Origin of the sequence: Rhizobium sp. NRK18 (assembly GCF_024385575.1) — a bacterium.
In the GTDB taxonomy this organism is placed as follows: domain Bacteria; phylum Pseudomonadota; class Alphaproteobacteria; order Rhizobiales; family Rhizobiaceae; genus JANFMV01.
Map to the genome: position 1 here is coordinate 1,637,908 of NZ_JANFMV010000001.1, position 26,948 is coordinate 1,664,855.

Below are 26,948 nucleotides of genomic sequence, written 5' to 3' on the forward strand. Positions count from 1 at the left end.
GGCTTGCATGATTATTCCGCCAACTCCACGAGCGGGCCGATTGCACTGTGTCGATCGCCGGATATCCGCTTGTCGTCCGCCATTCGGCCGGAAGCAATCCCCGCCGGATCAACACTCGGCCATTGCCTGCGGACCCTAAATCGCCTACATGGGCGGCAGATTTCCCTGAATTTCAAATGGAGCGCGCGGACCAGCATGGCACGTCAGTTCATCTACCACATGGCCGGGCTCAACAAGTCCTACGGCAACAAGAAGATCCTCGAGAACATCCACCTGTCCTTCTATCCGGATGCCAAGATCGGTATCCTCGGCCCGAACGGCGCCGGTAAGTCGACCGTTCTGCGCATCATCGCGGGTCAGGACAAGGAATACACAGGCGAAGCCTGGCTCGCCGAGGGCGCGACCGTCGGTTACCTTGAGCAGGAACCGCATCTCGACCCGGCTAAGACCGCCTTCGAAAACGTGATGGAAGGCGTGGCAGACAAGCAGGCCGTGCTCGACCGTTACAACGAGCTGATGATGAACTATTCCGACGAGACGGCGGAAGAGGGCGCGCAGCTGCAGGACATCATCGACAGCCAGAACCTCTGGGACCTGGAACAGCAGGTCGAAATGGCGATGGAAGCGCTGCGCTGCCCGCCGAAGGATGCCGACGTCACGGTGCTGTCGGGTGGTGAGCGTCGCCGTATCGCGCTCTGCCGTCTGCTTCTGTCGCAGCCGGATCTGCTGCTGCTCGACGAACCGACCAACCACCTCGACGCCGAGACGATCGCCTGGCTTGAAAAGCACCTGCGCGACTATCCGGGCGCTGTGATGATGATCACCCACGACCGCTACTTCCTCGACAACGTCACCGGCTGGATCCTCGAACTCGACCGCGGCCGTGGCATTCCCTACGAAGGCAACTACTCTGCCTACCTGCAGGCGAAGGCGAAGCGCATGCAGCAGGAAAACCGCGAAGAGGCCGGCCGCCAGAAGGCGCTGTCGCGTGAACAGGAGTGGATCGCATCGAGCCCCAAGGCCCGCCAGGCCAAGTCGAAGGCGCGTATCAAGGCCTATGAACAGCTGGTGGATGCGGCCGAGGGCATTCGGCCGGGCGATGCACAGATCATCATCCCCGTCTCGGAACGTCTCGGCAATGTCGTCATCGAGCTCGACGGCATCACCAAGGGCTTTGAAGGCCGCACGCTGATCAACGATCTTTCGATCAAGCTGCCGCCAGGCGGCATCGTTGGCATCATCGGTCCGAACGGCGCCGGCAAGTCGACGCTGTTCAAGATGATCACCGGCCAGGAAAAGCCCGATGCCGGTTCGATCCGCATCGGCGATACCGTCCATCTCGGTTATGTCGACCAGAGCCGCGACGCACTGGATGGCTCCAAGACCGTCTGGGAAGAGATTTCGGGCGGTGCCGAAATCATCAAGCTCGGCAAGTTCGACATGAACTCCCGCGCTTATTGCGGCGCCTTCAACTTTAAGGGTGGTGATCAGCAGCAGAAGGTCGGCAATCTCTCCGGCGGTCAGCGCAACCGCGTGCATCTGGCCAAGATGCTGAAGTCCGGCGGCAATGTTCTGCTTCTCGACGAACCGACCAACGACCTTGATACGGAAACGCTCGGCGCACTTGAAACGGCACTTGAGAACTTTGCCGGCTGCGCCATCATCATCAGCCACGATCGCATGTTCCTCGACCGTCTGGCGACGCATATCCTCGCCTTCGAAGGCGACGGCCATGTCGAATGGTTCGAAGGCAACTTTGAAGACTACGAACAGGACAAGATCCGTCGTCTGGGTCCGGATGCGCTCAATCCGGGCAGCCAATCCTACAAGCGCCTGACGCGGTAAGGCGGTTTCGTCGAAAACATGATTTGTCGAGGGCTCCGGTAAACCGGGGCCCTTTTCCGTTGATGGATGTCACTGTCGTTGGCAATTCCCGCTTGCGCATCTCGCTCAAATCACATAAAGATATCTTTATATCTTGATTGAGGCGAGGGCGGCTGATGGCGCTGGGACTGGAACCTTTGGTGGAGACGCTGAAAGCGGCGGGGGAAACGACCCGGCTGAGGCTGCTTGCGCTCCTTTCTAAGGGCGACCTGACGGTCACCGATCTTACCGAAATTCTCGGCCAATCCCAACCGCGCATTTCCCGGCACCTGAAGCTGCTGTCCGAAGCGGAGCTGATCGAGCGCTATCAGGAAGGCGCCTGGGCCTATTTCCGTCTGCGCCAGGAAGGCGAAGCCGTCAGGCTCGCCTCGGCGCTGCTGTCGGCGGTCAATGACGGCGATCCGGTCTTGTCGCGCGACGGCGAGCGGCTCGGCGCGGTCAAGGCGCAGAGGGCCGAACGCGCGCAATCCTATTTCAGCCGTCATGCCGGCGAGTGGGACGAGATGCGCCGTCTGCAGGTCAACGAGGAAGAGATAGACCGGCAGCTGATCAAGATCATCGGCGCCAATCCGATCGATTCGCTGCTCGATCTCGGTACCGGCACAGGCCGTATTCTGACCCTTTTGAAAGACCGCTACCGTCGCGCGATCGGCATCGATGCCAGCCGCGAGATGCTGGCGGTCGCCCGCGCCAATCTCGACAAGGCCGGGATCACCCGCGCCTCCGTGCGTCACGGCGATATCCTCAACCTGCCGGTCGACGGCCAGGACTTCGATTTCGTCATCATCCACCAGGTGCTGCACTTCCTGCCGCAGCCGGAACTCGCGATCGCTGAAGCGGCGCGAATGCTTCGGCCCGGCGGACGTCTCGTGGTCATCGACCTGGCGCCGCACGGGCACGAATATCTTCGTGATGAGCATGCGCATCAGCGTCTCGGCTTTTCTCACCAGGTCATGAACGACTGGCTGAAGAAGGCGGGGCTGAATGCCGAGCAGGCCATCGATATCCATCCGGGGGAGGGCGCCGATGCGGCGCTGACGGTCTCGATCTGGCTGGCGCGCGATCCGCGTCTTCTGATGGCCGGAGAGACCGACGCACTCCCCGAAATGTCCGGGAGTATTTGATCAATGGCGTTCCAGCCCCTTATCGCCACAGAACGGGAAAATGTCCGCTTCTCCTTCGAGTTCTTTCCGCCGAAGTCGGAGGAAATGGAAGGTCAGTTGTGGGAAACGGTCGACCAGCTTGCCCAGTGGGGCCCGGAGTTCGTCTCCGTGACCTATGGCGCCGGCGGCACAACGCAGGCGCCCACGCTGGCGACCGTCTCGCGTCTGATTGCCAAGACACCACTTGCGACAGCCTCGCACCTGACCTGCGTCGGCGCGACGCGGGAAGAGGTGCATGCCGTCGTCGACCAGTTCAAGGCAGCCGGCGTTCGCCATTTCGTTGCGCTGCGGGGCGACCCGGCCGGCGGCATCGGCCATGCCTACAAGCCGCATCCGGGCGGCTATGCCAATGCAGCCGAGCTGGTGGCCGGGCTTCGTGCGCTTGGCGATTTCGAGATCTCCGTCTCGGCCTATCCGGAAAAGCATCCGGAAAGCACCGACGAGGCGGCTGACATCGACATGCTGAAGCGCAAGGCGGACAATGGCGCCGACCGCGCTCTGACGCAGTTCTTCTTCGACAATGACCGCTTCTCGGCCTATCTCGACAAGGTGCGCGATGCCGGCGTGAAGATCCCGGTCGTGCCGGGCATCATGCCGATCCAGAACCTGACGCAGCTGAAGCGCTTCGCCTCCATGTGCGGCGCGAGTGTTCCCGCGAGGCTCGACGCGCGATTCGAGGGACGTCACGACGATCCCGCCGCAAGGCTCGAAGTCGCGGCCGACGTCGCCGCCGAGCAGATTGCCGATCTCGTGCGCCGTGGCGTTACCGAGTTCCACATCTATTCGATGAACCGGGCGACGTTGTCGTCGATGGTGCTTGAACGGCTCGGCTTCTCGCGCAAGAGCGAATTGAAGTCCGGCGCTGCTGCCTGAGCGGCAAAAACCAGACTGTAGATATGAAGCAAGCGCATCCGGAGGTCATGGGATGCGCTTGCTGTAAATTTCTAAGCAGAACTGATTTTTGTTAGGGTTCGTCTTTGCGACTGAATTTCAAGACTGCAATCTGATCAGATGAAGAGCATGCTTGCGATGAAAACGAAGGCTGCACTGATCAGAAGGACGTTCAGAGAAGTTGTAAGTCCCATAGCTGTCTCCCTGAGTTGACAGTCAGATGATAGGCAGAATTCATTAAAATTGGAAAGCGGATTTTGTGCTGCGCTGCAATAAGTCGCACCAACTTCCCTTTGGTGAGGCTGGCTAATCCTCTGATTTCCATACTGAAAATAATTCGCATGGTTTATGCATATGACTAACGTTTGGTGAATGGCGTAGGCCGGTTGGTTCAGCCATTCCCGCCTTGGAGCAGCGCGCTCGAACAGCGCGATGCCCGCGTCATGATTTGGACATAATTGATTTCAACCTTAACGGGAAATTTCGGTTGAAATTGCCGGCGGCATCATGCCATCCGCGGGCGTCGTTTCAGCACACGGCCGTCGAGAACCACCAGACCTGCGCCGATCAGGAGCATGCCGATCCAGTCGGCGGTGCTCAGCACTTCGCCGAGGAAAAGGGCGCCGAGAAGAATGGCGCTCGGCGGCACCAGCAGGGTGACGAGCGAGGTGTTCGTCGCGCCGGCAAGCCCGATCAGCCGGAAGAACAGAATGTAGCCGAAAGCGGTCGAGGCGAGCGCCAGCGCCAGGATCGACGCGACCGCTGCGGGCGATGGCATGGCAATGGTCCAGGGATGATCGATCAGGAGTGATGTCGGCAGCATGATCAGGCTCGATGCCGTCAGCTGACCCGTCGCCGTCACCGAAGAGTTCAGGTCACGGAAAGACCGGCTGTAGATGCTCGCAAATCCATAGGATATGGCCGCGCCCAAGGGAAGGGCGAGTGCCCAGAGCGGGATATCCGTGTGCTCGAAGGCGCTCGGGCCGATCAGCGCCACCGTGCCGGCAAGGCCAAGCCCGCAGCCGGCGAGCTTCGCGCCCGTCAGCTTCTCGTCGCTGGTCAGGAACTGCGCGATGATCACCGTCCAGATCGGTGTCGTGGCGTTGAGGATCGACGCGAGGCCGGCGCCGATCTCGGTCTGACCCATGAAGATGAAGGTGTGCGGGATGGCGTTGTTGATCAGGCCGAGCAGCAGGAACTGCCGCCAGCGGCCGGCAAGCGCCGGATAGAGCCCATGCCGGCCGTGCAGATAGACATGCAAGGCCAGGGCTGCAATCGAGAGACGCAGGAAGACCAGTGTGAAGGGAGGCACTTCGGCGACTGCGATTCGGGCGAAAAAGAAGGAGCCGCCCCAGAGCAGGCCCAGGACGAAGAGAAGGGTCCAGGCGGTCATGGTCAGCTTGTTGGCAGGCGCGGCGGTCATCGTGGGATCCTCTCGGGTGGCTGTTGGCGTCACGCTAGAAAACGCAATTGACGATTGCCACCCGATACCTGCTGTGCATCATAAACCGGCGCTTCGCAATCGGGGCGGCAAGGAAACAATGAAGGAAGGACGGACCGCTGGATCCGACTGTCACAGACACCATTTCGCAATCGGCGGGCCATGGCGCCGATCTCGTTTCCATCGCCGCTGTCGTCGCCGTCGCGGCCATTCTCGGTCTCGGGTTTCTCTGGCTTCGCCAGCCGCCGCTCGTCGGCTTCATCATCGCCGGGGTGGCGCTCGGGCCGACCGGGGCAGGGCTGATCGAGAACTCGGAAAACGTTCAGTTGCTCGCCGAAATGGGCGTCATTGTGCTCCTCTTCTTCATCGGCATGGAGTTGTCGATCAAGGCCTTCATCCTGTCGATCCGACAGGCGCTGAAGGTGGCCGGCGGCCAGTTGCTGGCCGCGATGCTGCTGGGATTGGCGACGGCTTTCTTCACCGGCGCATCGCTCTCGGAAGCCGTCATTCTTGGCTTCATCATCGGGCTGTCTTCGACCGTGGTGGCGATGAAGATGCTCGACGAGATGGGCATGCTGCGCGGCGAGGCGGGCAGGGTGGCGGTCGGCGTGCTGATCGCGCAGGACCTCGCCGTCGTGCCGATGCTGATCTTCGTCTCCAGCCTCGGCGGCGGCAGCATGGATGTCTGGTCGATCATCGGCAAGATGGCGGTTGCCGTCGGCGCCATGGCCTGGCTGATGTGGTGGCTCGCCACCCATGGCAAGATCCGCATTCCATTTGCCGAGAAGATCGAGGACAAGACGGAGATCCTGGCGCTCGGCGCGCTGGCGGCCTGCTTTGCCGCGGCGGCGATCTCCGGTTCTCAAGGCCTGTCGCCAGTCTACGGCGCCTTTCTCGCCGGCATCGTTGTCGGCAATTCGACGCTTCGAAGCCGCGTCATTCCGGTCATCGAGCCGATCCAGAGCATCCTGCTCGTGGTCTTCTTCCTGTCGATCGGTCTGCTGATCGACCTCAACTTCATCTGGGAGAACATCTGGTCGGTGATCTTCATCTCGCTGCTGGTGGTCGCGGTGAAAACGGTCCTGAACATCGTGCTTCTGCGCAAGACCGGGTCCAGCCCGCAAACGGCGCTGGTCGCGGGCCTGTCGATGGCGCAGATCGGGGAGTTTTCCTTCGTGCTCGCGGCGGCGGGTTTTTCCGTCGGCGCGCTCGGCATCGATCTCTACCGTATCGCGATTGCGGTGACCGCCGTCTCGCTGCTGGTCTCGCCGCTCTGGGTCAGCGTCATGCACCGGCTGGAGAACATCGCGACCGAAGGGCTTCAGGATTACCGAAAGGCGCTGGCGACCGCCTATTCGCACGAGCTGCACGAGGTCAGCCGGTCGCGCGATGCGGTCGCGCATGTCCTGCATGAGGGACATGTACGCTACCGGGCTGTGCGTCTCGCGGTCTTCCATCGGCGCGCGGTGGCGCGCAAGGCAAAGCTCGAAAAGGAAAGCGCCGCCCGCCAAACGAAGAAGGCGGGCGGCGCGGAGTGATGCTTGTCGGGCTGACGCTTACTTGAGGGCGGCGAGGAATGCCGGCGTCGGCCAGCCATCCGCCGGAAGGCCAAGGCGGATCTGCTCCTTGCGCACGGCGTCACGCGTGCCGGAGCCCAGGATGCCGTCGACCTCGCCGACATCGTAGCCCATGCTGTCGAGCTTTTCCTGCAGCTGCTTCATGGCCGTACCGTCAAGACCCGGTTCGGGATTGCCGACGTCATATTTCGGCGCGCCCTCGAAGCGGGTGGCGAAATAGGCGGCCGAGGTCGTGTAGATGAAGGACTTGTTCCACTCCAGATAGACCGCGAAGTTGGGGTAGGCGATGAAGGCAGGTCCCTTGCGGCCCTGCGGCAGCAGGAGGTCACCGCGCAGGTTGCCGAAAGACGTGTTGCCGTCGCGCGGCTTGACGCCGAGCTTGAACCAGTCGCCTGCGGTCATCGTGCTGTCGAGGCCTGACTGTTCCAGCGGCAGGTTGTCCGGGATGGAGACTTCCTGCAGCCAGGGCTCGCCGGCCTTCCAGCCAAGATGCGCGATGAATTTCGCCGCGGTCATGATGGCATCGGGACCGCTCTCCTTGAGGCGGACATGGCCGTCACCGTCGCCGTCTTCACCGAAGGCGACGATGTCCTTCGGCAGCATCTGCACCTGGCCGACTTCGCCGGCCCAGGCGCCGGTGTTGGTCTGCGGGTCGAGGTCGCCATGCTGGACCATCTTGATCAGGGCGATCAGCTGCGGGCGGAAGAGTTCCGGACGGCGGCAGTCATGGGCGAGCGTGACGAGCGCATTGCGAGTGTTGAAGGAGCCCTGGACAGCGCCGAAATCGGTTTCCATCGCCCAGAAGGCGGTGATGACGCCGGCCGGCACGCCGTATTCCTGCTTGGCGCGGGCAAAGACGTCGGCAAACTGCTTCATCTTCTGCAGGCCGATATTGAGGCGCGCCTGGCTGACGGTACGCTGGGAAAATTCGAGGAAGGTCTGGCGGAAGACGCCCTGCGCCCGGTCCATCTTCAAGACCTTCGGGTCGATCTGCGCGCCCGCCAGCGCCCGGTCTGCGACATCGGCCGGAATGCCGTCGGCGACCGCCTCAGCCTTCACGCCCGCAAGAAAGGCGCCGAGGTCGCCACCGCACTGCGCCTGCTGGGCTGCCGCGGGGGAGGCGGCGACGGCCAGCGACAGGGCCGCGGCGGCGAGCGGGATGCTGAGTGTATGACGCATGTGAGGGAGATCCTTCCTGATTGTTCTTCCGGTTTTGCGGATTGTTCTTGCCAATGAGTGTGACCGAAGCAAGACACGACGCGTTATCGGGGCGACAGGTCGCGGAGGCGGTTGCCGGGTCACGACGCGGCGACCCGTCAATCCGGCTTCACTGGATCGACGCGACCCAGTTGCGCCAGTTGTCGGACGATCCGGCAAAGGCGTTGATGTCGATCGGACCGTCGATGCCCGGCACGACGCCGGTCGATGTGTACTGCCAGAAGGCCCAGCGCCGGTCGGGGTAGACTTCGCCCGGGTGGCCGGCGACGGAGCGCAGCCAGAAATGGTGGTCCTGGAAGGCGCCGACCAGATTGTCGCGATGGAAGTCGACGGACGTGTAGATGATCGGACGCTTGCCGTAAAAGGCCTCGAGGCGATCCATGAAGCGCTTCAGCTCTGCGCGCACGGTTTCGGGATCTGGCCGCCGCTTGCAGGTCTTGGACGACGGGTTCCATTCGGCGTCGAGCACGGGCGGCAGACCGACGGCTGCGGCAGGCACATTGCGGATGAACCAGTCGGCCTGTTCGTCCGGCGTCGAGCAGAAATAGTAGAAATGGTACGGCGCATAGGCGAGGCCGGCGGCGCGCGCCTCGCGCCAGTATTCGTCGAAGCGCGGGTCGATGACGTCCTTGCCTTCGGTCGCCTTGATGAAGACGAAGGAGACGCCCGACGCCTTGACCTTGCGCCATTCGATATCGCCCTGCCATTTCGACACGTCGATGCCGTGGACCTTCAGGCGGTCGGGATAGTTGTAGCCGAAATCATGCGGATCGGTATCGCCGAAACGGCTGGGATGCGAAATCTTCTTGATGGATTTGGTGTCCATCAGGTCATAGGTCGTGGACGAGCAACCGCCAAGCAGTGCAAGAATTGGCAGTAGGACGGTGATGAGCCGCAGCATGAATGTCCCGTTTGGCAACAATGAAACCGGATTTCCCCTCAAGACCGATCCACTTCGGTGCAGAGGAACTATACACGGTCCATCCTGCTCCCGGTATCCTAAAGAAACGGTGAGATTTCTTGGTTAACCGGTGTTTAACGGACGAGGCTTTCGTCGGGCTGGCCTGCTTCGGACCGGGCAGCGGCGCGGTAGACCGCATGCCAGGCATAGCCCCCATTCAATGCCTTGAATGCAAGCGTCGCGCGGTTGGACGCGGCGTGCTGTTCGAGGACGTCACGCAGTTCCTTGCGCGGTGTGACGTGGAAGCGGGCGAGCCATCCCTTGAGCAGGGCCGCAAACCATCCCGGCAGGCGTTCCTGCTGACCGAAATCGACGATGTGCAGTTCGCCGCCGGGGGCGAGCGCGGCAATCGCGGCGTCGATCGCCTTCTGCCAGTCCGGGATCATCGAGAGCGCATAGGAGATCATGACCCGGTCGAAGCCCGTCTCGCCGAACTGCGTGGGCGAAAAGGCGGTGGCGTCTGCCAACCGAAGCATCGGGTTATGATCGCAGCCGGCCAGCTTCTTTTCGGCGCTTGCCAGCATTTCGGCGGAAATGTCGAGGCCGGAGAGGCGCGCGCCCGGATATTTCCGGGCGGCGAGCAGCAGGTTGCGGCCGGTGCCGCATCCGACTTCGAGAAGCGAGCCGCCGACGGGGACATTCAGTCCGGAAATCGTGCTGTCGCGGCCGAGCAGGTAGTATTTGCGCGTCAGGTCGTAGATATGCCGCTGGTAGCGATACATGCGGTCCATGAGGCCGGCATGGCGATGGTCGAGCGTGTCGGTGCCGGTGGTCACTGGACGATCCGCTCGTAGATATGGAAGCCGCCATAGATCGCCGAACGGTCGCGGCTGCCGAGCTCGCGCGAGCGCTCCTCGTCATAGCGCCACTGGCTGCGGATCGCCGGATCGAGGCGGCCTTCGATGATGCTCTTTTCCGCGGCAGTGCGGAAGATGACGCGGGCGTCGCCGCCGGCGGTTCGGGTGATCTCGCTCCACAGCGCGTTCAACTGCTCGTCGTTCATCCAGTCCTGGGCGTCGAGCAGCACGAAGCGGTGAAGCGAATGATCGGCCTTCGTATTGAGGAGCTCGACGAAGTTGGCATGGTGGACCGAAACGCGGGCGGTATTGGCGCGGATCGCCTCGTAGCGCTCGGGCTTCAGATAATCGGGGAGGGTGCCTTCACCATCTCCCGGATACCGGCGTGCAAAGGCCTGCCAGGCGAAGTAGTTGTCCTGGAGCGGGAAATGACAGGCGAGCTTCTCCAGTCGGTGGCGCAGAACCGGTGCGACGGTGCCGTCCGCTGAGAGACTTGCCAGTTCGTCATACTGCTGCGGCGGAATGCCGAGGCCGAACAGCGAGCTCTTGCGCTTCGTCATCGAGCGGATGACCGGCTTTTCGAAGAGCGGCGCGATGCGGCTTTCGAAGAACACGCGCTGTTCATCGACCGACTTGCAACGGGTGAACTCTTCGAGCTTCACGCCATGCGCGCGGGCGATGAAATGGCCGGCGCCGATGAAGCGTCCGAGCAGCCCGGTACGGTAGATGTTGCGGTCGAAGACGCGGATGCGGCGCTTGCCGTTCAGATGCCGGCCGCTCCAGTATTTGCGCGTGGCGCCATCCAGGTGCGGCTCGATATAGCGGTGATAGTTGGCGCTGTTTTCCGCATCATTGGCGGTGCCGAGAAAGCGGACGACCGAGCGGTGGTCGGGAAGATGGCGGAACGCGGCGAGCTTGAGGCGGTTCAAGTTGACATGGTGCGGATTGAGGTCGACCACGTCGATCGAGGCCGGCGAGGCGGAGAGATAGGCCAGCATGTTGCAGCCGCCCGAGCCGATGGTGACGATCCGGTGATGCGGCTGAAGCTCCATCGCCGCCATGTCGACTTCGGGATCTTCCCATATCTGCGGATAGACCATGCCGGAAAAGAGGAGGCCGAAGAGACGTTCGGAGAAGCCCGCCTTGGTGAAGGTCTTGTGGCGCAGCAGCGCGGCCTTGAGCTTGCGATTGCGGTCTATTCCGGTGTCCGTCGCGATATCGCTCATCGTCAGATCGTCCCTGTTTCCAGCCGGTTTGTCCGGTTGAGCGGCGTTTAAAGGGAGTCTGCTACAGTTTGATGACGTGGGCCCGGGGGCGTGGGCGCGCAAAGACTGAGCGGTTGATAACCGCATATTTGACACTTCCCCTCGCTGCGCATTCCTGATTGCATGTTCGCACATGCGTCGCGTACGGAGGGTCTGGTGTTTCGCTGGTTGAAAAGATTGGTCAGGCGTCTCGTCTTCGTTCTGGTGGTGGCTCTTGTCGGCGCATATTTCTGGCTTCTCTATTTCCCGCCCACGCTGCTGATGGTCGCCACCGGCTATGCGGCCAAGATGGGTTGCTCGGGCATCTTCGTATCGGGCCGCGAGCCGGCCGACGTCTACCGCCGCGATATCCGCCCGCAGGGTCATCCGATCTTCCACATCACGACGCTAGGCGTGAACCAGTCGCAGAAGAGCGTCACGGCCCGGCTGTTCGCCGTCTTCGCGCCGAGCACGGCGGTCTACCGCGAAGGGCTCGGCTGCACGTCGGTTCCGGATGGCAATGTCGCGGCGGCGCGCGCCGTCAGCATGCCCGAACGGCCGCCGATGCCGGAGCTTGCGGCGGACACGCCATGGCCGCAGGGCAGCTACGTGCCCGCCGAGAACGATCCGTCGATCTCGATCCTGCTCTCGGACCAGGCATTGACCGGTCCCGGCATGCGCGCCGTTGTCGTCGTGAAGGACGGACGGATCGTCGGCGAAATGTATGGAAAGGGCTTTGACGCCGATACGCCGCAGCTCGGCTGGTCGATGACCAAGACGGTCAATGCCGCCATCATCGGCACCATGATCCAGAGCCGGATGATCGCGCTCGACGAGGCCGGTCTCTTCCCCGAATGGACGGACGGACGGCAGAAGATCACGCTCGCCAACCTGCTCGCCATGGAAAGCGGGCTCGCGTTCAACGAGGATTACGGCGCGGTCACGGATGTGACGCGCATGCTCTACCTCGAGCCGGACATGGCCGATTTCGCGCTGGGCAAGCCGCTGGGCGCCGATCCGGGCACCAAGTTCAGCTATTCGAGCGGTACGGCCGTCCTGCTGTCGCGCCTGTGGATGGGGCGGCTGACTTCGCCGGAACAGGCGCTGATCTATCCCTGGCGCCGTCTTTTCAATCCGCTCGGCATGACGAGCGCCGTCTTCGAGGCGGACGAGAAGGGCACCTATGTCGGCAGTTCCTATCTCTACGCGACCCCGCGCGACTGGGCGCGCTTCGGCCTGTTCCTCGCCCAGGACGGGGTGTGGAACGGAGAGCGGCGCCTGCCGGAAGGGTTCGTTGCGGCTATGGGGACGCCCACGGAGACGTCCAACGGGGAATACACGCAGCTGCAGGCGTGGAAGAAGACGGGCGATGAGGCCAGGGGCCTGCCGGCGGACATGTTCTGGCTCGAAGGCCATGATGGGCAATCGGTGGCGGTGTCGCCGTCGGCCGGTCTCGTGGTGGTCAGGATGGGCATGACGCCGCGCAGGCTCGGTTACGATCCGGTGCCGCTGGTGCGGGCGGTCTCGAACGTGCTGAGCAATCGCTGAAGGGAGGAGAGAGGGTTATTCCTCGAGAACGTAGAGCATGTTCTTGCGCTTGGCGTCGTAATAATAGCCACGCGCATACAGGCTGACGGCCTTGTCTTCGTCCTTGTCGGCGACGAGCCAGGCGCCCTTGAGGTATTTCACCGCATATTTCAGATTGGTCTCGGCGTCGAGAAGCCCGTTCGGCTCGCCGTCATAACCGAGCCCCTTGGCCGTGTTGTAACGGATCTGCATCAATCCGTAATTGCCCCGATGATAGGCAGACGGGTTGTAGCGGCTTTCGCGGTGGACGACGCGGCGCACCAGATTGAGCGGCACCTTGTAGATATCGGCGTACTGCTTGATCAGGCCTTCCAGCGTGTTCGAATTCGGCTGATCGGGGATGCTGTCGTCATCGTTGCCGGTGTCGATATAGGTCGCTTCCTCGGCGGCAAGCGCCTGCGCCACCGGAATGGAGGCGGTGAGAAGCTCCGTGTCGCGGTCCGGCGTGGCGTAGGCCAGCGCGCTGACCGCACCGGTTGCCGAAGAAGAATTCGTGCTGGCATAGGCGAGCTGACTTTGCCCGGTGCCATCGTCCTTGGCCATTCCAACGACGCCTGCGGCTTCGCTGGCACTTTCGCTATCGGCTGAGACAAGTTTGCGAGGGGCGGTCGGGTCGATCGGCGCGGCGGACGCGGTATCCGTCGATGCTGCAGCTTCTGTCCCGGACACTGCAGCGGAGTCGGCAACGGGCGAGGCGGCGACTGCCGACATCTCCTGTGTGGTGCTCGTGCAACCTGTAGCGGCCATGCCGGCTGCCATGATCAGGCCGATTGCGCCGAACCGCGCTGGTGTTAAGCGTGCAGCCATTACGCCGTGCTTGTTCCTAATTTCCCCGAAATGCGATAGCAGCCGAATCCCCGATTGCCAAGGCATATTAACCATACGAGGCTTTGGGGCGCATTCATGGCCGAATTTAGGCCGCGTTCCGATATCCCGCGGTAATTATGCCGGCGCCGACCAGAAGCGTGCCGCCGGTGCGGTTGACGGCCTTCTGCACCGACGCCTTGCGGATGAAGCCGCGGGCGGTGTCGGCAAGCAGCGCGTAGAGGAAGGCGTTGAGCGACGCGAGAATCAGAAAGGTGGCTTCCATGATCGCCATCTGCTCGAAATAGGGCCGGTCGGGGCTCAGGAACTGCGGAACGAAGGCGATGAAGAAGACGATGCTCTTCGGATTGAGAGCGGTCACGACATAGGTGTGGGCGAGGATATGCAGCGGCCGCTGGTCGGGCAGGTTGTCGTTTTCCGCGATCGGGCCCTTGATGACCGGTGCACGCCAGAGCTTGATGCCGAGATAGACCAGATAGGCGCCGCCGATCCACTTGAAGACCGTGAACAGCGAGGCCGAGGCGGCGAGAACCGCGCCCATGCCGAGCATTGAGGCGGTCATGGCCGTGAAGTCGCCGAGTGCTACGCCGGCGACGGTCGCCGTCGCGACCTTGCGGCCATGGCCGAGCGCATAGGAAATGACCAGCAATATCGTCGGACCGGGAATTGCCAGCATCACGGCGGATGCAACGACAAAGGCCAGCCAGGTTTCGATCTGCATTGCTCATCTCCGGACGCGATTTGGGTGTAGTTGAGAGCAAGCCACCAAAGCGCCGCCCCGTCAAGCGGGGCGGGCTGCCTCATTCTGTCTCGGGCGTCAGTGTTTGGCCGGTGTGATCTTCTGGCCGATATCGTCCATCACGTCCTTGAACCACGGCACCGTCACGTCGAACGCCTTGCCGCCCTTGATGCGCGGGAATTCGATGGCTCTGAGCTTGCCGCCCTGGCCTTCGTCGTGACCGGTCACGCCGGAGATCTTGTTGAGGCCGCATTCGACGGCGAGGTCGACCATGCTGTGGATCAGGCGCAGATCCTCGGCGTTGGCGGGGGCCGAGCGGGCATAGTAGCCGGACTTCTGCACCATCGAGCGTTCGGCCTGCAGGAGCTTGGCGAAATGCTTCTGGAACCAGTTACCGACATTGATGGTGTCGATCTTCACATGGCCGAAGGCGTCGCGCTTGATCTCTTCGCCGGCTGCCTCGCGATCGGCGACGATCTGGTCGAGGCAGGCGCCTTCCGAGACGAACAGAGTGACGAAGCCGGTGCGGTCCATCAGTTCCTTCAGCCGGTCCGCTTCCGCGTCGAGATCGAAGTGCATCTCCGGCAGGTAGAGGCCGTCGATGTTCTTCAGCTCGGTGTTCATCATCATGCCCTCGATGTACTCGTTGTTGCGGGTACGATCGATATAGGCCTTGGCGGTCGCCGCCGTCAGCCAGCCGCAGTGGCGGCCCATGACTTCATGGATGACGAGGGAACGGGGAGCGGCGCTCTGCTCGTTCGACACGTGGTCGAAGAAGCGCGCGCCGACTTCGGCTGCCGTCCAGGCGCCGAGCGACTGGCGGATCGGTACGACGTCGTTGTCGACCGTCTTCGGCAGCCCGACGACGGTCAGCCGGTAGCCGTTAGCATCGAGATAGGCGGCGAGGTCGGCCGCCGTGGTGTTGGTGTCATCGCCGCCGATGGTGTGAAGGATGGTGATGCCGTCCTTGGCGAGGCGCTCGGCTGCGACATGAAGCGGGTTTTCGCCTTCCTTGATCAGGCCGTTCTTGAGGCAGTCCGCGACGTTGGTCAGCTTGACGCGGCTGTTGCCGATCGGCGAGCCGCCATAGCGGTGTAGTACATGCGCCTTCTCGCGCATCTCGCTTGTGATCTCGATCTTGTAGTCCATCAGCAGGCCGCGATAGCCCGACTTGTAGGCGACGATCTCGGCATCGGGCGCGATGTCGGTATATCGTTCGATCAGACCGCCGACCGCGGAGGAAAGGCAAGGCGCAAGCCCGCCCGCCGTCAAAATTCCCACCTTCTGCTTTGCCATGAAATCTCCCTTTCGTCCGGCGTCGCTAACCCCAGCCGCCGACGGTGGCATGGATGCTGCACTGCGCAAGCGCTGTAAAGTGAAGTTTTGAAGAAATTCAGACCAAATTTCAAAGGATGATAGCAAATATGTGATCGCGATGGCCCCATGGTTGAAACCGATCCGCCTTGCAAATCACATGCGAATTTGGTCAATCTGATCGCATGGAAAACAATGTTGTGCCGCAGGCGGCCGGAATGTCTTTGTGGGAACGGCTTTTGAACTCGGTGACGCTGACCGCGTCATCGGCGCTGTCCGCGCTGATCGAAGCCGTGCGGACCAAGTTCGAGGGTGATCCCGAAACCCGCCGCAAGGTCGCCTTTTCGGTGGCTGTCATAGCGCTGTCCGCCAAGATGGCAAAGGCAGACGGTATCGTCACGATGGACGAGGTCGACGCGTTCCGGCGGATCTTCGACTTTCCGGAGAGCGAAGCGAAGAATGTCGCGCGTCTCTACAATCTTGCCCGCCAGGATATTGCCGGCTTCGAATCCTATGCCGAGCGGCTCGCCGCCATGTGCACGTCATGCGATACGAATTGCGCGATCCTCGAGGATGTGATCGACGGGCTGTTTCACATCGCCAAGGCCGACGGTCTCCTGCACGAGAAGGAATTGGCCTTCCTCGAGCGGGTGGCGGAGATATTTAGTATCGATGAGCTGCGCTTCGAGCAGATCTTGGCGCGCCACGTCTATGTCGAGGGCAGGGACCCTTACATTGTTCTTGGTGTTTCGCCGAACGACGACTTTTCGAAGATCAAGGCGCGTTACCGGGTGCTGGTGTCCGAAAACCATCCCGACAAGCTTACCGCCCGCGGCATTCCGGAAGAGTTTCATGCGCTCGCCAATGACAAGATGGCGGCGCTGAATGCCGCCTATGCGGCGATCGAGAAGGAACGCCGGGCAGCATGACGGCATTCGAGGCCGATTTTCCGGGCGCGACCGTTCTGCCGTCGCCCAATCATGGCGAGCGCCGCGACGGTCAGACGCCGGACATGATCATCCTGCATTACACCGGCATGCCGACGGCGGAAGCGGCTCTCGGCTGGCTGAGGAATGTCGAGAGCGAAGTATCCAGCCATTACTTCGTCGATGAGGCGGGCGTCATCTCGCAGCTCGTTCCGGAAGAACGGCGTGCGTGGCATGCGGGCAAAAGTCTCTGGGCCGGTCGCACGGACATCAATTCCTGCTCGATCGGCATCGAAATCGCCAATCCCGGTCACCCTGGCGGACTGCCGGATTTTCCGGAAAGACAGATCGCGGCGGTCGTCGAATTGTGCAGGAATTGTGTCGAACGGTGGCAAATAGCCCCTGAAAGGGTGCTCGGTCACTCCGATATCGCCCCTGTTCGCAAGGTCGATCCGGGCGAAAATTTCCCATGGAACAAATTGCATGATTCGGGCGTTGGCCACTGGGTCGAGCCTTCATCTATCACCGGTGGACGCTTTTTCCAGCGCGGTGACGAGGGGCAGCCGGTGGAGGCGTTGCAGTCGATGCTGTCCTTCTACGGGTATGGCATTGAAATCACTGGCCGATTCTGCGAAAAAACCGAAGGCGTCGTGGCTGCTTTCCAGCGTCATTTCCGGCCCGCTCTGGTTGACGGAATTGCGGATTTTTCAACGATCGATACGCTTCATCGGCTTCTGACTTCGCTGCCGCGCTATACCTCCTGAAACCATGAAAATGCGCAGTCGCGCGACGGCCGGATTTCGGTCGTCATTGGCAAATTATTGCGTTGCCACATATTTTTCTCATTGCATTGTTCTAACGAAGCCACTGAACCGCGCCCGTCAAGCAAAGCGATGCTAACGGGATGTACGTTTAATCGATAGGGTCAGGCTTACGGGGACATCCCAAAGAAAGCATTCCTCCGCTCGCGTCTTTTTACATGACGCGGGCTTGGTGATCCTTTGTCTGGAGTAGAATAAAGTTCATGAATAAGCTGATGATTGCTGTAGCGGCGACGGCCATGCTGGTTGCCGCGGGCGGAGCTGTGCGCGCTCAGGACGGCGGCGAGACGCTGGTCGACATGATGTCGACGGGGTCGATTTCCGACGGCAACCTTGCCGATGCGGATGCCCCGGACTTTTCCGACAGCCCGTATACCGCGCTGATCACCCGCTACGCCAAGAAGTACGGCGTTCCGGTCTCGCTCGCCCATGCCGTGGTCCGGGTCGAGAGCAATTTCAATCCGAAGGCGCGGGGCAGTGCCGGAGAAATCGGCCTCATGCAGATCAAGCCGGCGACGGCGCGTATGATGGGTTACAAGGGCAGCTCCAAGGGCCTCTACAATCCCGAGACCAACCTCAACTTCGGCATGAAGTATCTGGCGATGGCCCAGGATCTCGGCGACGGCAAGACCTGCTCGACGATCCTCAAGTACAATGCCGGCCATGCGGCCAAGCGAATGAACCCGGTTTCCAAGCGCTATTGCGGCAAGGTGCTGGCCCTGCTCGACTGACGCCTTCAGGCGTTCCTCCCATCCACCGGATAGCCGAAACCTGTTCGGTTTCGGCATGCCGGCTTCCTTTCCAGATCGATTTCGGCGTCTGCGCCCCTTGCGAACGACGATCAGGCGCGGCACTCCTCTAAAGTGCTGGTTTGAGAGTCGCTTGTGCCTGTTTTCTCAGGAACCGATTCAGCCACCGGCTCAGGTTCGACGATCCCTTTCAACGGTTCACTGGCAGGTCTCGCAAATCATGGTCACGGAATACAAGACGATTATCATCGGCGCCGGAATGATGGGGTCGGCCGCCGCCCGCCATCTGGCCTCCATGGATAGCGGCGTGGCGCTGATCGGACCTGCCGAGCCGGAGGTCAAATCCGCCCATAACGGCGTATTCGCCAGCCACTACGACGAGGCGCGGATCACGCGAACGATAGATTCCGATCCGAACTGGGCGACTTTCGCCAACCGGTCGATAGCCCGCTACGGCGAGATCGCCCGCGAGAGCGGCATCGATTTCTACCACGAGGTCGGCTGCCTGATCTGGGGCGTGGAAAGTGGTGCGGGTGCGGGATACGTGAAGGGTGCCCTTGATGCGGCAACGAGGCTCGGGGCCAAGGTCGAACATCTCGATCATGAAGGGCTTCAAAGCCGTTTCCCGTATTTCCATCTGCCGAGGGAGGCGCAGGGGGTCTGGGAGGCGAAAGGGGCAGGTCACATCAATCCGCGCCGGCTGGTAGCCGCACAATGCCGCCTCGCCGAGAAGAATGGCGCCGTGGTGATCCGCGAGGAGGTGTCCGAGGTCAAGGACGAGGGCGGCGCGGTGCGTGTGCTGACGTCGAAGGGCAAGTCCTACACGGCGGAAAAGGTGCTTGTTGCCGCCGGCGGTTTCCAGAACGCCAACCGGCTGATGCCGCGGCCGCTCGACCTCAAGGTCTATGGCCGCACCGTGCAGTTCTTCGAACTGGGGCCGGAGGAGGCGGATCGCCTTGTCGATATGCCGTCGGTCATCGGCAAACCCTATTCCGAGCACGAGTTCTATTATGTCCTGCCGCCGGTGCGTTATCCGGATGGGCGGGTCTATATCAAGATCGGCGGCGAGCCGGACGATCTCCTGCTGTCCGACGAGAAGGCGCTGAAAGCCTGGTTCAGGGGTGATGGCCGCGAGAGCGCCCGCCAGCACCTGACCCGCATCATGTGCAATCTCATCCCCAGCCTGAAGGCGCAAAGCAGCCATTCCGCGGCCTGCGTGACGTCGTTCACGCCGACCGGTTGTCCGGCGATCGCGTTCACCTCGTCGCCGCGCATTGCAGTGCTGACCGGTGGGGCCGGAGCGGCGGCCAAGAGTTCGGATGAAATCGGCCGTCTCGGCGCCGAACTGATCTTCACAGGCAGAATCCAGGACCACGCCTACACGACTGATTTTCGCGCGGATTTTCTCTGAGCCGATATTTCGGTGGCATTCCTCTCTTTGCTCGGCTATGGACGCCCTGCCAGTTGGCCGGGCAGCCGCGCTTCACCAATGCCGAAAGGCGGTGAGGTGAGGAAAGTCCGGGCTCCACGGAAACACGGTGCCGGATAACGTCCGGCGGGGGCGACCCCAGGGAAAGTGCCACAGAAAGCAAACCGCCCGGCTTGGCCGGGTAAGGGTGAAAGGGTGGGGTAAGAGCCCACCGCGCGACCGGTAACGGAAGCGGCACGGTAAACCCCACCGGGAGCAAAACCGAATAGGAACGACGTGGCCGTCGCAAGACGGTACAGCCCGTTTCCGGGCCGGTCGTTCGGGTGGGTTGCGCGAGGCAGTGCGCAAGCATTGTCCCAGATGAATGGCTGCCACGTCCCGGCGAAATCCGGGGCCATACAGAACCCGGCTTACAGGCCAACTGGCGCAATTTTTCCTGCGGTTCGGGAAAATGACAAGTCTATGAAAAGAAAACGATAAAACTGCATTTTCCCCTCATTTCACACTCTCTGTCGCTTAAGGAATCGCGCTTGCACAAAGGCGCCTAAGTCCCGGCATTCCCTAATCTTTCGTTAAGCTTAATGGCTTATGAATGATGGGACGCGCAGCTGCTCGGTGGCGGCTGTTCCCATTGACGCCCATATGCACCCATGGTATCCCAAGAGCACACTTTCACAGGGCGAGTTTTGGCCCGCAAATCGCGAAAATCCTGGGCTTCCCGAAACGGAGCGGCCCGGAATTCGGCTGGCGGAAAAGCCGGCGATTCGAGCATTTTTGTGTTGATTGTCCGGGATGCCTTGAGGGGGGTCTCGTTCGAGGGGGCGGCAGTCTCGCGTCATGAACCGCTTTCTTTCGAATATTACCAATCGTATCGACGCCAAGGGCCGTGTTTCGGTTCCGGCGCCGTTTCGTTCGGTTCTTGCCGAACGGAAGATCGGGGAGCTGTTCTGCTTCCAGGATTTTGTATTTCCGGCGATCAGTGCCGGCGGTCCGGAGCTTCTGGATCGTTTCGAGCGGCAGATCGTGGCGGACGATCCGTTCTCGCCGGAAGCCAACCAGATGTCGCTGCTCATTCACGGCGGCGGCGTCTACATGAAGCTCGATGCCGAAGGGCGGTTGATGATCACGGATTTCATCCGGGATTTCACCGGCATCACGACGGATGTGACGTTCGTCGGCAGGGCGGATCATTTTCAGCTTTGGGAGCCGAACACGTTTCAGGCGGCCCAGGCAGAGGCGAGGCGGGTGCGCGGGCTAGGCGGCGGGCGTACCTGAATGCACGAGGGACAGAAATGGCGGCGAATCAAGGCACGGATCACTCTGGCGCCGATGGCGGACCGGTTCGTCACATACCCGTGATGCTGGCTGAGGTGCTCGAGGCGCTTCAGCCGGCGCCGGGCAAACTCATCATCGACGGCACCTTCGGCGCCGGCGGCTATACCTCCGCCATTCTGGAGGCGGGTGCCGACGTCATCGCTCTCGACCGCGACCCGACGGCGATTGCCGCCGGGCAGGCGCTCGTCGAAAGGAGTGCCGGACGGCTGAGGCTCGAGCAGACCGAATTCTCGAAGCTGGACGATTTTGCGCCGGAGGGCGGCCTCGATGGTGTCGTGCTCGATATCGGCGTGTCTTCCATGCAGATCGATGAGGCGGGACGCGGCTTTTCCTTCCAGAAGGACGGTCCGCTCGACATGCGCATGGCCGTTTCCGGCGTGTCCGCCGCCGACGTCGTCAATCGCGCCAAGGTCAACGACCTGATCCGCATCTTCTCCTTCCTCGGCGAGGAAAAGCAGGCCGGCCGCATCGCGCGCGCCATCGAGAAGAAGCGGGAGGAGCAGCCGTTCCGCACCACCTTCGACCTCGCGCATCTGATCGAGAAGGTCACGCCGCGCAAGGCGCAGGACAAGATCCATCCCGCGACGCGCGTCTTCCAGGCGCTGCGCATCTTCGTCAACGACGAGCTCGGCGAGCTTGCCCAGGCGCTGTTTGCCGCCGAGCGGTCGCTGAAGCCCGGCGGGCGGCTGGTCGTCGTCACCTTCCATTCGCTGGAAGACCGCATCGTCAAGACGTTCTTCGGCGACCGGTCCGGCAAGGCGTCGGGTTCGCGTCACATGCCGATGGTCGCGGAAAAGGCCGCCGTCTTCGAATATGCCGGCAAGCCGATGGTGGCTGCCGGCGAGGCCGAGGCGGCCCGCAATCCGCGGGCGCGCTCGGCCAAGCTCAGGGCAGGGATCCGAACGGCTGCACCGGCCGGCAAGCCCGATCTGTCCCTCTTCAAACTTCCTTCCCTCGCAAGTCTTTCAAAGATTGGAGCTTGAGGCATGTTGCGTAGCCTTGACTTTATGTTGATCGCGATCATGGCCGGAATGGCGGCGGTGACCTATTCGGTCCGCCACCAGACGGACCAGAAAGTCGACAAGGTCCACGAACTCGAGACGAAGATAAAGCAGGAGAAGGACACCATCGACCTTCTGAAGGCGGACTGGGCGCTGCTGACGCAGCCGACCCGACTGGAGGCGCTGGCCAACACCTATGTCGATCAGCTGCACCTGGAACAGACGAAGCCGGAACAGATCGTCCAGCCGAACGAGCTGCCGCGCATCCGCGAAGATGCGCCCCAGACTGCTGAGGGTGAAAAGAGCCCCGTCGATGCTATCGCAACCGGATCGGTGAAACGCTGATGTCCTTCCTCTCGCGCGTGATGACCCTCAAGAGCCGTGCCCATGTTTCGACCGGCCAGCGCGGCCGCTCCGTCGACAGCAGTTTCGACGGCGCCGTCAAGATGCGAAGCCAGCTGGCGCGCAACCGGCTGATCATCATCGTGGCAGGCTTCGTCGCCGTCTACGGCGTCGTCGGCGCCCGCCTTGTGCAATACGGAATGACGCCGTCGGAAACCGTGTCGTCGATCGGTCCGGCCGATCAGCTGATGGCGTCGCGCCCCGACATCCTCGACCGCAACGGCGAGGTGCTGGCGACCGACATCCGTACCGTTTCGCTCTATGCCGAGCCGAACAAGATCGTCGATCCGGACGAAGCCGTCGAACTGCTTTCGACCGTTCTGCCGGACCTCGACATCAAGAAGACCTATGAAAAGCTTTCGTCGAAAACCTATTTCCAGTGGCTGCGCCGGCAGCTGACGCCGAAGCAGCAGAGCCAGATCCTGTCGCTTGGCATTCCTGGCATCGGCTTCCGTCCCGAGAAGCGCCGCTTCTATCCCGGAGGCCCCGTCGCCGCGCATATCCTCGGTCTCGTCAACATCGACAACCGCGGCATTGCCGGCATGGAGAAGTATATCGACGGCCAGGGGCTCGGCGCGCTTGCCGCCGCCGGCCTGACCTCCAACGCTCCGCTTGAACCCGTCCGCCTGTCCATCGATCTGCGCGTCCAGTCGATCCTGCACGACGTGCTGGTAGACGCGAAAGAAGGTTACGAGGCCATTGCGGCCGGCGGTGTCGTTCTTAATGCCAAGACCGGCGAAGTCCTGGCTATGGCTTCCATCCCGGATTTCGATCCGAACAATCCCTACAACGCCCTCGAAAAGGACCGGCTGAACCGCATGTCGGCTGGCGTCTACGAAATGGGTTCGACGTTCAAGACGTTTACCATTGCCATGGGTCTTGATTCCGGACTCGTGAAGATGTCGGACATGTTCGATGCGTCGAAGCCGCTCTACATTGGTGGTTTTGCCATCCACGACTACCATAATCTTGGCCGAGCGCTGTCGGTGAAGGATGTGTTCGTGCACTCCTCCAACGTCGGATCCGCGCGCATGGCAGACGTGGTCGGGATTGACGGCCACAAGGAATTCCTGACGCGGCTGGGCTTGCTCAGCCGAATGGACACCGAATTGCCGGAAGTGGCGACGCCCACCCAACCGAAGGTCTGGAAGAAGATCAACTCCATGACGATCGCCTTCGGCCACGGCGTTGCGACGACGCCGTTGCAGACCGCGGTTGCCGGCGCGGCGATCATGAATGGCGGCAAGCTCATTGAACCGACGTTCCTGCCGCGTACTGAGGCACAGGCCGACGAAGTGGCCACACAGGTCTTGAAGCCCACGACCGTTGCCAACATGCGTTACCTGTTCCGTGCCAATGCCGTTCTCGGCTCCGGTAAGCGGGCCAACATTACCGGTTTCGATGTCGGCGGCAAAACCGGCACGGCCGACAAGGTCATCAATGGACGCTATTCCAGCAAGCATAACTTCAACGCATTCCTCGCCGCGTTTCCGATTGACGATCCGCAATATGTGGTTCTCACCTTCATCGACGACCCGAAGACAGGCGCGCGCGGCGATAATACTGCGGCATCGACGGCATCCCCCATGGTCGGCGAAATCATCCGCCGCGCGGCGCCTCTCCTTGGCGTTCAGCCGAAATTCGGACCCGATGGCGAAGCCTTGCTTGTGTCTTATTGATTATGGATGAATGAGCCCGGCGGGCGAGTCGCGGGGACGCAGCCCGAACAAAGCGTGGGACAAGACGTCATATGAAACTGCGGGACCTGGCCGGAAACGGCTTTCCGGAAATCGATGCGAAACTGCGTGGCGCGGAGGGTGACCTTGCCGTCACTGGTCTTTCTTCCGACAGCCGCAAGGTCTCTCCCGGCATGCTGTTCGTGGCACTCGCCGGCACCAAGGCGGATGGCGCGACCTTTGCAGCCGATGCCGAAAAGAACGGCGCGGTCGCCATCGTTTCCGGCGTGGATATCCCCGGTCTTTCCGTTCCGATCCTCGTCGTCTTCGAACCGCGCAGGTTCCTGGCAATCGCCGCCGCCAATTTCTTCGGGGCGCAGCCCGAGACCATGATCGCCGTCACGGGAACCGCCGGGAAGACGTCGGTCGCCTCCTTCACCCGGCAGATCTGGACAGCCGCGGGCCTGTCTTCGGCATCGATCGGAACCACCGGGGTCGTGGCGCCCGGCCGCAACGAATACGGCTCTCTGACGACGCCCGATCCGGTTGCCTTACATCACATCCTTTCAGAACTGGCCGATGCCGGCGTTACCCATGCGGCAATGGAAGCCTCCAGCCACGGTCTCGATCAGTGCCGTCTCGACGGCGTCAAGCTGGCAGCGGCGGCCTTCACCAATCTCGGCCGCGACCACATGGACTACCATCCGACCGTCGAAGACTACATGGATGCCAAGATGCGGCTGTTCCGCGTGCTGCTGCCAAAAGGATCGCCGGCGGTCATCTACGCCGACGATGCGTGGTCGGAAAAGGCGATTGCCGTGGCGCGTGAGGCCGGACACGAGGTCCTGACCGTCGGGCGCAAGGGCAATTTCCTGTCGCTGAAGCGCGTCGAGCATTTCCGCCACAAGCAGGTCGCCGAGATCCATCACGGCGACGACATCTATGAAGTCGATATTCCGCTGGCCGGCGATTTTCAGGTGGCCAATGCGCTCGTTTCCGCCGGATTGGCGATCGCAACCGGCGTCGCTCCGAAGGTCGCCATGCGGGCGCTGGAAAAGCTCGAGGGCGCTGCCGGGCGGCTGGAACTGGTCGGCCACACGAAGGACGGCGCGCTCGCCTATGTGGACTACGCCCACAAGCCGGATGCGCTGGAAAACGTGCTCTCGTCCGTTCGTCCGTTCACGACCGGCAAGGTTGTCGTCGTGTTCGGCTGTGGCGGCGATCGGGACAAGGGCAAGCGGCCGATCATGGGCGAGATCGCCGGACGGCTGGCCGATGTCGTGATCGTCACCGACGACAATCCGCGCTCCGAAGTGCCGCAGACGATCCGGAGCGAGATCATGGCCGCCGTGCCCTCGGCAACAGAAATCGCCGATCGCGGCGAGGCGATCCGCCATGCCGTCGCTATGCTCGGCGCGGGCGACACGCTGATCGTGGCCGGCAAGGGACACGAGGAAGGGCAGACGGCAAACGGCGTCACGGTGCCATTCTCCGACCACAAGGAAATTCTCAAGGCATTGGAAGGTTTGAAAGCTTGAGCCATCTCTGGACCATCTCCGACATGATGAAGGCCATGACCGGGCGTCCTATCGGGCATTTGCCCGAGGGGATTTCCGGCATTTCGATCGACAGCCGTTCGATCGGGCCCGGAGAGGCCTTCTTCGCCATCAAGGGTGACCGCGTCGATGGGCACGACTTTGCGACGAAGGCGGTTGCCGGCGGCGCGGCGCTACTGGTGGTCTCGGAGGGCAAGCTTCCGGCGCTCGGACGCCTGACCGCGCCGATGATCGTCGTCGATGACGTTCTGGCGGCGCTCTGCCGTCTGGCTGTGGCGGCCCGCGCCCGCACCGCAGCAAGGATCATCGGTGTCACCGGTTCCGTCGGCAAGACGACCACGAAGGAGATGCTGCGTCACACGCTCGCGCCGTCCGGCCGTGTGCATGCCGCCGTCGCCTCGTTCAACAATCACTGGGGCGTGCCGCTGACGCTTGCCCGCATGCCGGCCGACACCGAATACGGTGTCTTCGAGATCGGCATGAACCACCCGAACGAGATCCGCCCGCTGGTGAAGATGGTGCGGCCGCATGTGGCGATCATCACGACGATCGCCGCCGCGCATCTCGGCAACTTCTCCGGCCTGGAGGAGATCGCCGCCGCCAAGGCGGAGATCTTCGAAGGTGTCGAACCCAACGGCCACGCCATCCTCAACCGCGACAACGCCCAGTTCGATTTCCTGGATGACGCGGCGCTTGCCGCGGGCGTGGCGCATATCCATACCTTCGGCCAGCATGCCAAGGCCGACTATCGTCTTGTGGAATACGAAGGCGATGGCGAAAGCGGTCTCGTGGTGGCCGAGATCGACGGCCAGATGCGCGATGTCGTCATCGGAGCCGCCGGCCGGCACGTCGCCGAAAACGCCATGGCGGTTCTCGGCGCGGTCAAGCTCGCCGGTGCCGATCTCGACGCGGCGATCGCCGCCCTCGGTGCGCTGTCGCCGGTCAAGGGGCGCGGCGAGCGCCACAGCCTTGCGATTGCCGGCGGCACGTTCACGCTGATCGACGAGAGCTACAACGCCAATCCGGCCTCCATGCGGGCGGCCATCGCGCTTTTGGCCTCGTCGAAACCGACGGGTGAGGGGCGGAGGATCGCCGTCCTCGGCGACATGCGCGAAATGGGCGCGTTCTCCCATGATGTCCACGCCGAGCTCGCCACGCCGCTGCTCGCTGCGGGAATTTCCGATGTCTGGCTCGCAGGGCCGGACATGGCGGCGCTGAGAGACGCGCTGCCGTCCAACGTGCAAGTAGAATACCGGGAAAAAACTGAGGATCTGGCGGAATTCGTCGTCGGATCCATCCGTCCTGGCGATGTGCTTATGGTAAAATCGTCGCTTGGCACCGGATTCGGCAAGATTGTGTCCGCGCTCCTTGACAATTACTCCGCGTTTTCCGACACGGGCGGCAACGCATGA

The 26,948-nt window shown here is 62.1% G+C and carries 23 protein-coding genes and 1 other RNA gene; 16 read left to right on the forward strand and 8 right to left on the reverse strand.

Going from position 1 to position 26,948, the window contains the following annotated elements; genetic code table 11:
• Positions 1-195 precede the first annotated feature (195 nt).
• The 3 genes from ettA to metF all read left to right on the forward strand — a co-directional run bounded on the left by ettA (position 196) and on the right by metF (position 3,920).
• Positions 196-1,845, forward strand: coding sequence for an energy-dependent translational throttle protein EttA (ettA, locus tag NN662_RS07530; protein ID WP_261929677.1), 1,650 nt, complete (start codon positions 196-198; stop codon positions 1,843-1,845).
• 155 nt (positions 1,846-2,000) lie between these two features.
• Entirely contained in the window at positions 2,001-3,008 is a 1,008-nt protein-coding gene (locus tag NN662_RS07535) for an ArsR/SmtB family transcription factor (RefSeq protein ID WP_261929678.1), read from the forward strand.
• A gap of 3 nt (positions 3,009-3,011) precedes the next feature.
• Positions 3,012-3,920, forward strand: a complete 909-nt coding sequence (gene metF / locus NN662_RS07540; RefSeq protein WP_261929679.1) for a methylenetetrahydrofolate reductase [NAD(P)H] — start codon at positions 3,012-3,014, stop codon at positions 3,918-3,920.
• Between the two features lie 523 nt (positions 3,921-4,443).
• Here the strand turns inward: metF and NN662_RS07545 are convergent.
• Positions 4,444-5,361 (reverse strand): DMT family transporter, encoded by a 918-nt coding sequence (locus tag NN662_RS07545; RefSeq protein WP_261929680.1) that lies wholly within the window; start codon positions 5,359-5,361, stop codon positions 4,444-4,446.
• A gap of 200 nt (positions 5,362-5,561) precedes the next feature.
• Between NN662_RS07545 and NN662_RS07550 the strand changes: the two genes are divergently transcribed.
• The gene (locus NN662_RS07550) at positions 5,562-6,917 is read left to right on the forward strand and encodes a cation:proton antiporter (protein WP_261931895.1); all 1,356 of its coding nucleotides are present in this window, start codon (positions 5,562-5,564) and stop codon (positions 6,915-6,917) included.
• An 18-nt stretch (positions 6,918-6,935) separates the two neighbouring features.
• Here NN662_RS07550 and NN662_RS07555 read toward each other — a convergent pair whose 3' ends face one another.
• From NN662_RS07555 to NN662_RS07570, 4 genes are all read right to left on the reverse strand, one after another.
• Positions 6,936-8,135, reverse strand: a complete 1,200-nt coding sequence (locus NN662_RS07555) for a lytic murein transglycosylase (RefSeq protein WP_261929681.1) — start codon at positions 8,133-8,135, stop codon at positions 6,936-6,938.
• Between the two features lie 148 nt (positions 8,136-8,283).
• The gene (locus NN662_RS07560) at positions 8,284-9,075 is read right to left on the reverse strand and encodes a glycoside hydrolase family 25 protein (RefSeq protein WP_261929682.1); all 792 of its coding nucleotides are present in this window, start codon (positions 9,073-9,075) and stop codon (positions 8,284-8,286) included.
• Positions 9,076-9,209: 134 nt separating this feature from the next.
• Positions 9,210-9,866: a class I SAM-dependent methyltransferase gene (locus NN662_RS07565; protein WP_261931896.1), complete on the reverse strand. Its 657-nt coding sequence runs from the start codon at positions 9,864-9,866 to the stop codon at positions 9,210-9,212.
• A gap of 41 nt (positions 9,867-9,907) precedes the next feature.
• A complete protein-coding gene (locus NN662_RS07570) occupies positions 9,908-11,158 on the reverse strand; it encodes a DUF3419 family protein (protein WP_261929683.1) in 1,251 nt (416 codons plus the stop codon).
• Between the two features lie 207 nt (positions 11,159-11,365).
• Between NN662_RS07570 and NN662_RS07575 the strand changes: the two genes are divergently transcribed.
• The gene (locus tag NN662_RS07575) at positions 11,366-12,724 is read left to right on the forward strand and encodes a serine hydrolase domain-containing protein (protein ID WP_261929684.1); all 1,359 of its coding nucleotides are present in this window, start codon (positions 11,366-11,368) and stop codon (positions 12,722-12,724) included.
• Positions 12,725-12,739: 15 nt separating this feature from the next.
• On the opposite strand, the gene NN662_RS07580 is transcribed toward NN662_RS07575, so the two are convergent.
• The 3 genes from NN662_RS07580 to NN662_RS07590 all read right to left on the reverse strand — a co-directional run bounded on the left by NN662_RS07580 (position 12,740) and on the right by NN662_RS07590 (position 15,623).
• Positions 12,740-13,570, reverse strand: coding sequence for a lytic transglycosylase domain-containing protein (locus NN662_RS07580; RefSeq protein ID WP_261929685.1), 831 nt, complete (start codon positions 13,568-13,570; stop codon positions 12,740-12,742).
• Positions 13,571-13,676: 106 nt separating this feature from the next.
• Positions 13,677-14,309, reverse strand: coding sequence for a LysE family translocator (locus NN662_RS07585; RefSeq protein ID WP_261929686.1), 633 nt, complete (start codon positions 14,307-14,309; stop codon positions 13,677-13,679).
• Positions 14,310-14,405: 96 nt separating this feature from the next.
• Positions 14,406-15,623: a pyrophosphate--fructose-6-phosphate 1-phosphotransferase gene (locus NN662_RS07590; protein WP_261929687.1), complete on the reverse strand. Its 1,218-nt coding sequence runs from the start codon at positions 15,621-15,623 to the stop codon at positions 14,406-14,408.
• Positions 15,624-15,859: 236 nt separating this feature from the next.
• Here NN662_RS07590 and NN662_RS07595 point away from each other — a divergent pair, with 236 nt between their 5' ends.
• From NN662_RS07595 to NN662_RS07645, 11 genes are all read left to right on the forward strand, one after another.
• Complete coding sequence (locus NN662_RS07595; protein ID WP_261929688.1) at positions 15,860-16,570, forward strand: J domain-containing protein; 711 nt, start codon at positions 15,860-15,862, stop codon at positions 16,568-16,570.
• Positions 16,567-17,331 carry an N-acetylmuramoyl-L-alanine amidase gene (locus NN662_RS07600; RefSeq protein ID WP_261929689.1) on the forward strand — a complete coding sequence of 255 codons (765 nt, stop codon included), beginning with the start codon at positions 16,567-16,569 and terminating at the stop codon, positions 17,329-17,331. The genes NN662_RS07595 and NN662_RS07600 overlap by 4 nt, the downstream gene beginning before the upstream one ends.
• Before the next feature lie 260 nt (positions 17,332-17,591).
• A complete protein-coding gene (locus NN662_RS07605) occupies positions 17,592-18,119 on the forward strand; it encodes a lytic transglycosylase domain-containing protein (RefSeq protein ID WP_261929690.1) in 528 nt (175 codons plus the stop codon).
• A gap of 238 nt (positions 18,120-18,357) precedes the next feature.
• Positions 18,358-19,548 carry an NAD(P)/FAD-dependent oxidoreductase gene (locus NN662_RS07610; RefSeq protein ID WP_261929691.1) on the forward strand — a complete coding sequence of 397 codons (1,191 nt, stop codon included), beginning with the start codon at positions 18,358-18,360 and terminating at the stop codon, positions 19,546-19,548.
• Between the two features lie 49 nt (positions 19,549-19,597).
• An RNA gene (gene rnpB / locus NN662_RS07615) (RNase P RNA component class A) lies at positions 19,598-19,995 on the forward strand.
• A 408-nt stretch (positions 19,996-20,403) separates the two neighbouring features.
• On the forward strand, positions 20,404-20,841 hold the full coding sequence (gene mraZ, locus NN662_RS07620; RefSeq protein ID WP_261929692.1) for a division/cell wall cluster transcriptional repressor MraZ: 438 nt from the start codon (positions 20,404-20,406) through the stop codon (positions 20,839-20,841).
• 17 nt (positions 20,842-20,858) lie between these two features.
• On the forward strand, positions 20,859-21,884 hold the full coding sequence (gene rsmH, locus NN662_RS07625) for a 16S rRNA (cytosine(1402)-N(4))-methyltransferase RsmH (RefSeq protein ID WP_261929693.1): 1,026 nt from the start codon (positions 20,859-20,861) through the stop codon (positions 21,882-21,884).
• Between the two features lie 3 nt (positions 21,885-21,887).
• Positions 21,888-22,247: a hypothetical protein gene (locus NN662_RS07630; RefSeq protein ID WP_261929694.1), complete on the forward strand. Its 360-nt coding sequence runs from the start codon at positions 21,888-21,890 to the stop codon at positions 22,245-22,247.
• Positions 22,247-23,983, forward strand: coding sequence for a peptidoglycan D,D-transpeptidase FtsI family protein (locus NN662_RS07635; protein WP_261929695.1), 1,737 nt, complete (start codon positions 22,247-22,249; stop codon positions 23,981-23,983). The genes NN662_RS07630 and NN662_RS07635 overlap by 1 nt, the downstream gene beginning before the upstream one ends.
• A gap of 71 nt (positions 23,984-24,054) precedes the next feature.
• Positions 24,055-25,518, forward strand: a complete 1,464-nt coding sequence (locus tag NN662_RS07640) for a UDP-N-acetylmuramoyl-L-alanyl-D-glutamate--2,6-diaminopimelate ligase (RefSeq protein WP_261929696.1) — start codon at positions 24,055-24,057, stop codon at positions 25,516-25,518.
• Positions 25,515-26,948 carry a UDP-N-acetylmuramoylalanyl-D-glutamyl-2,6-diaminopimelate--D-alanyl-D-alanine ligase gene (locus NN662_RS07645; protein ID WP_261929697.1) on the forward strand — a complete coding sequence of 478 codons (1,434 nt, stop codon included), beginning with the start codon at positions 25,515-25,517 and terminating at the stop codon, positions 26,946-26,948. The genes NN662_RS07640 and NN662_RS07645 overlap by 4 nt, the downstream gene beginning before the upstream one ends.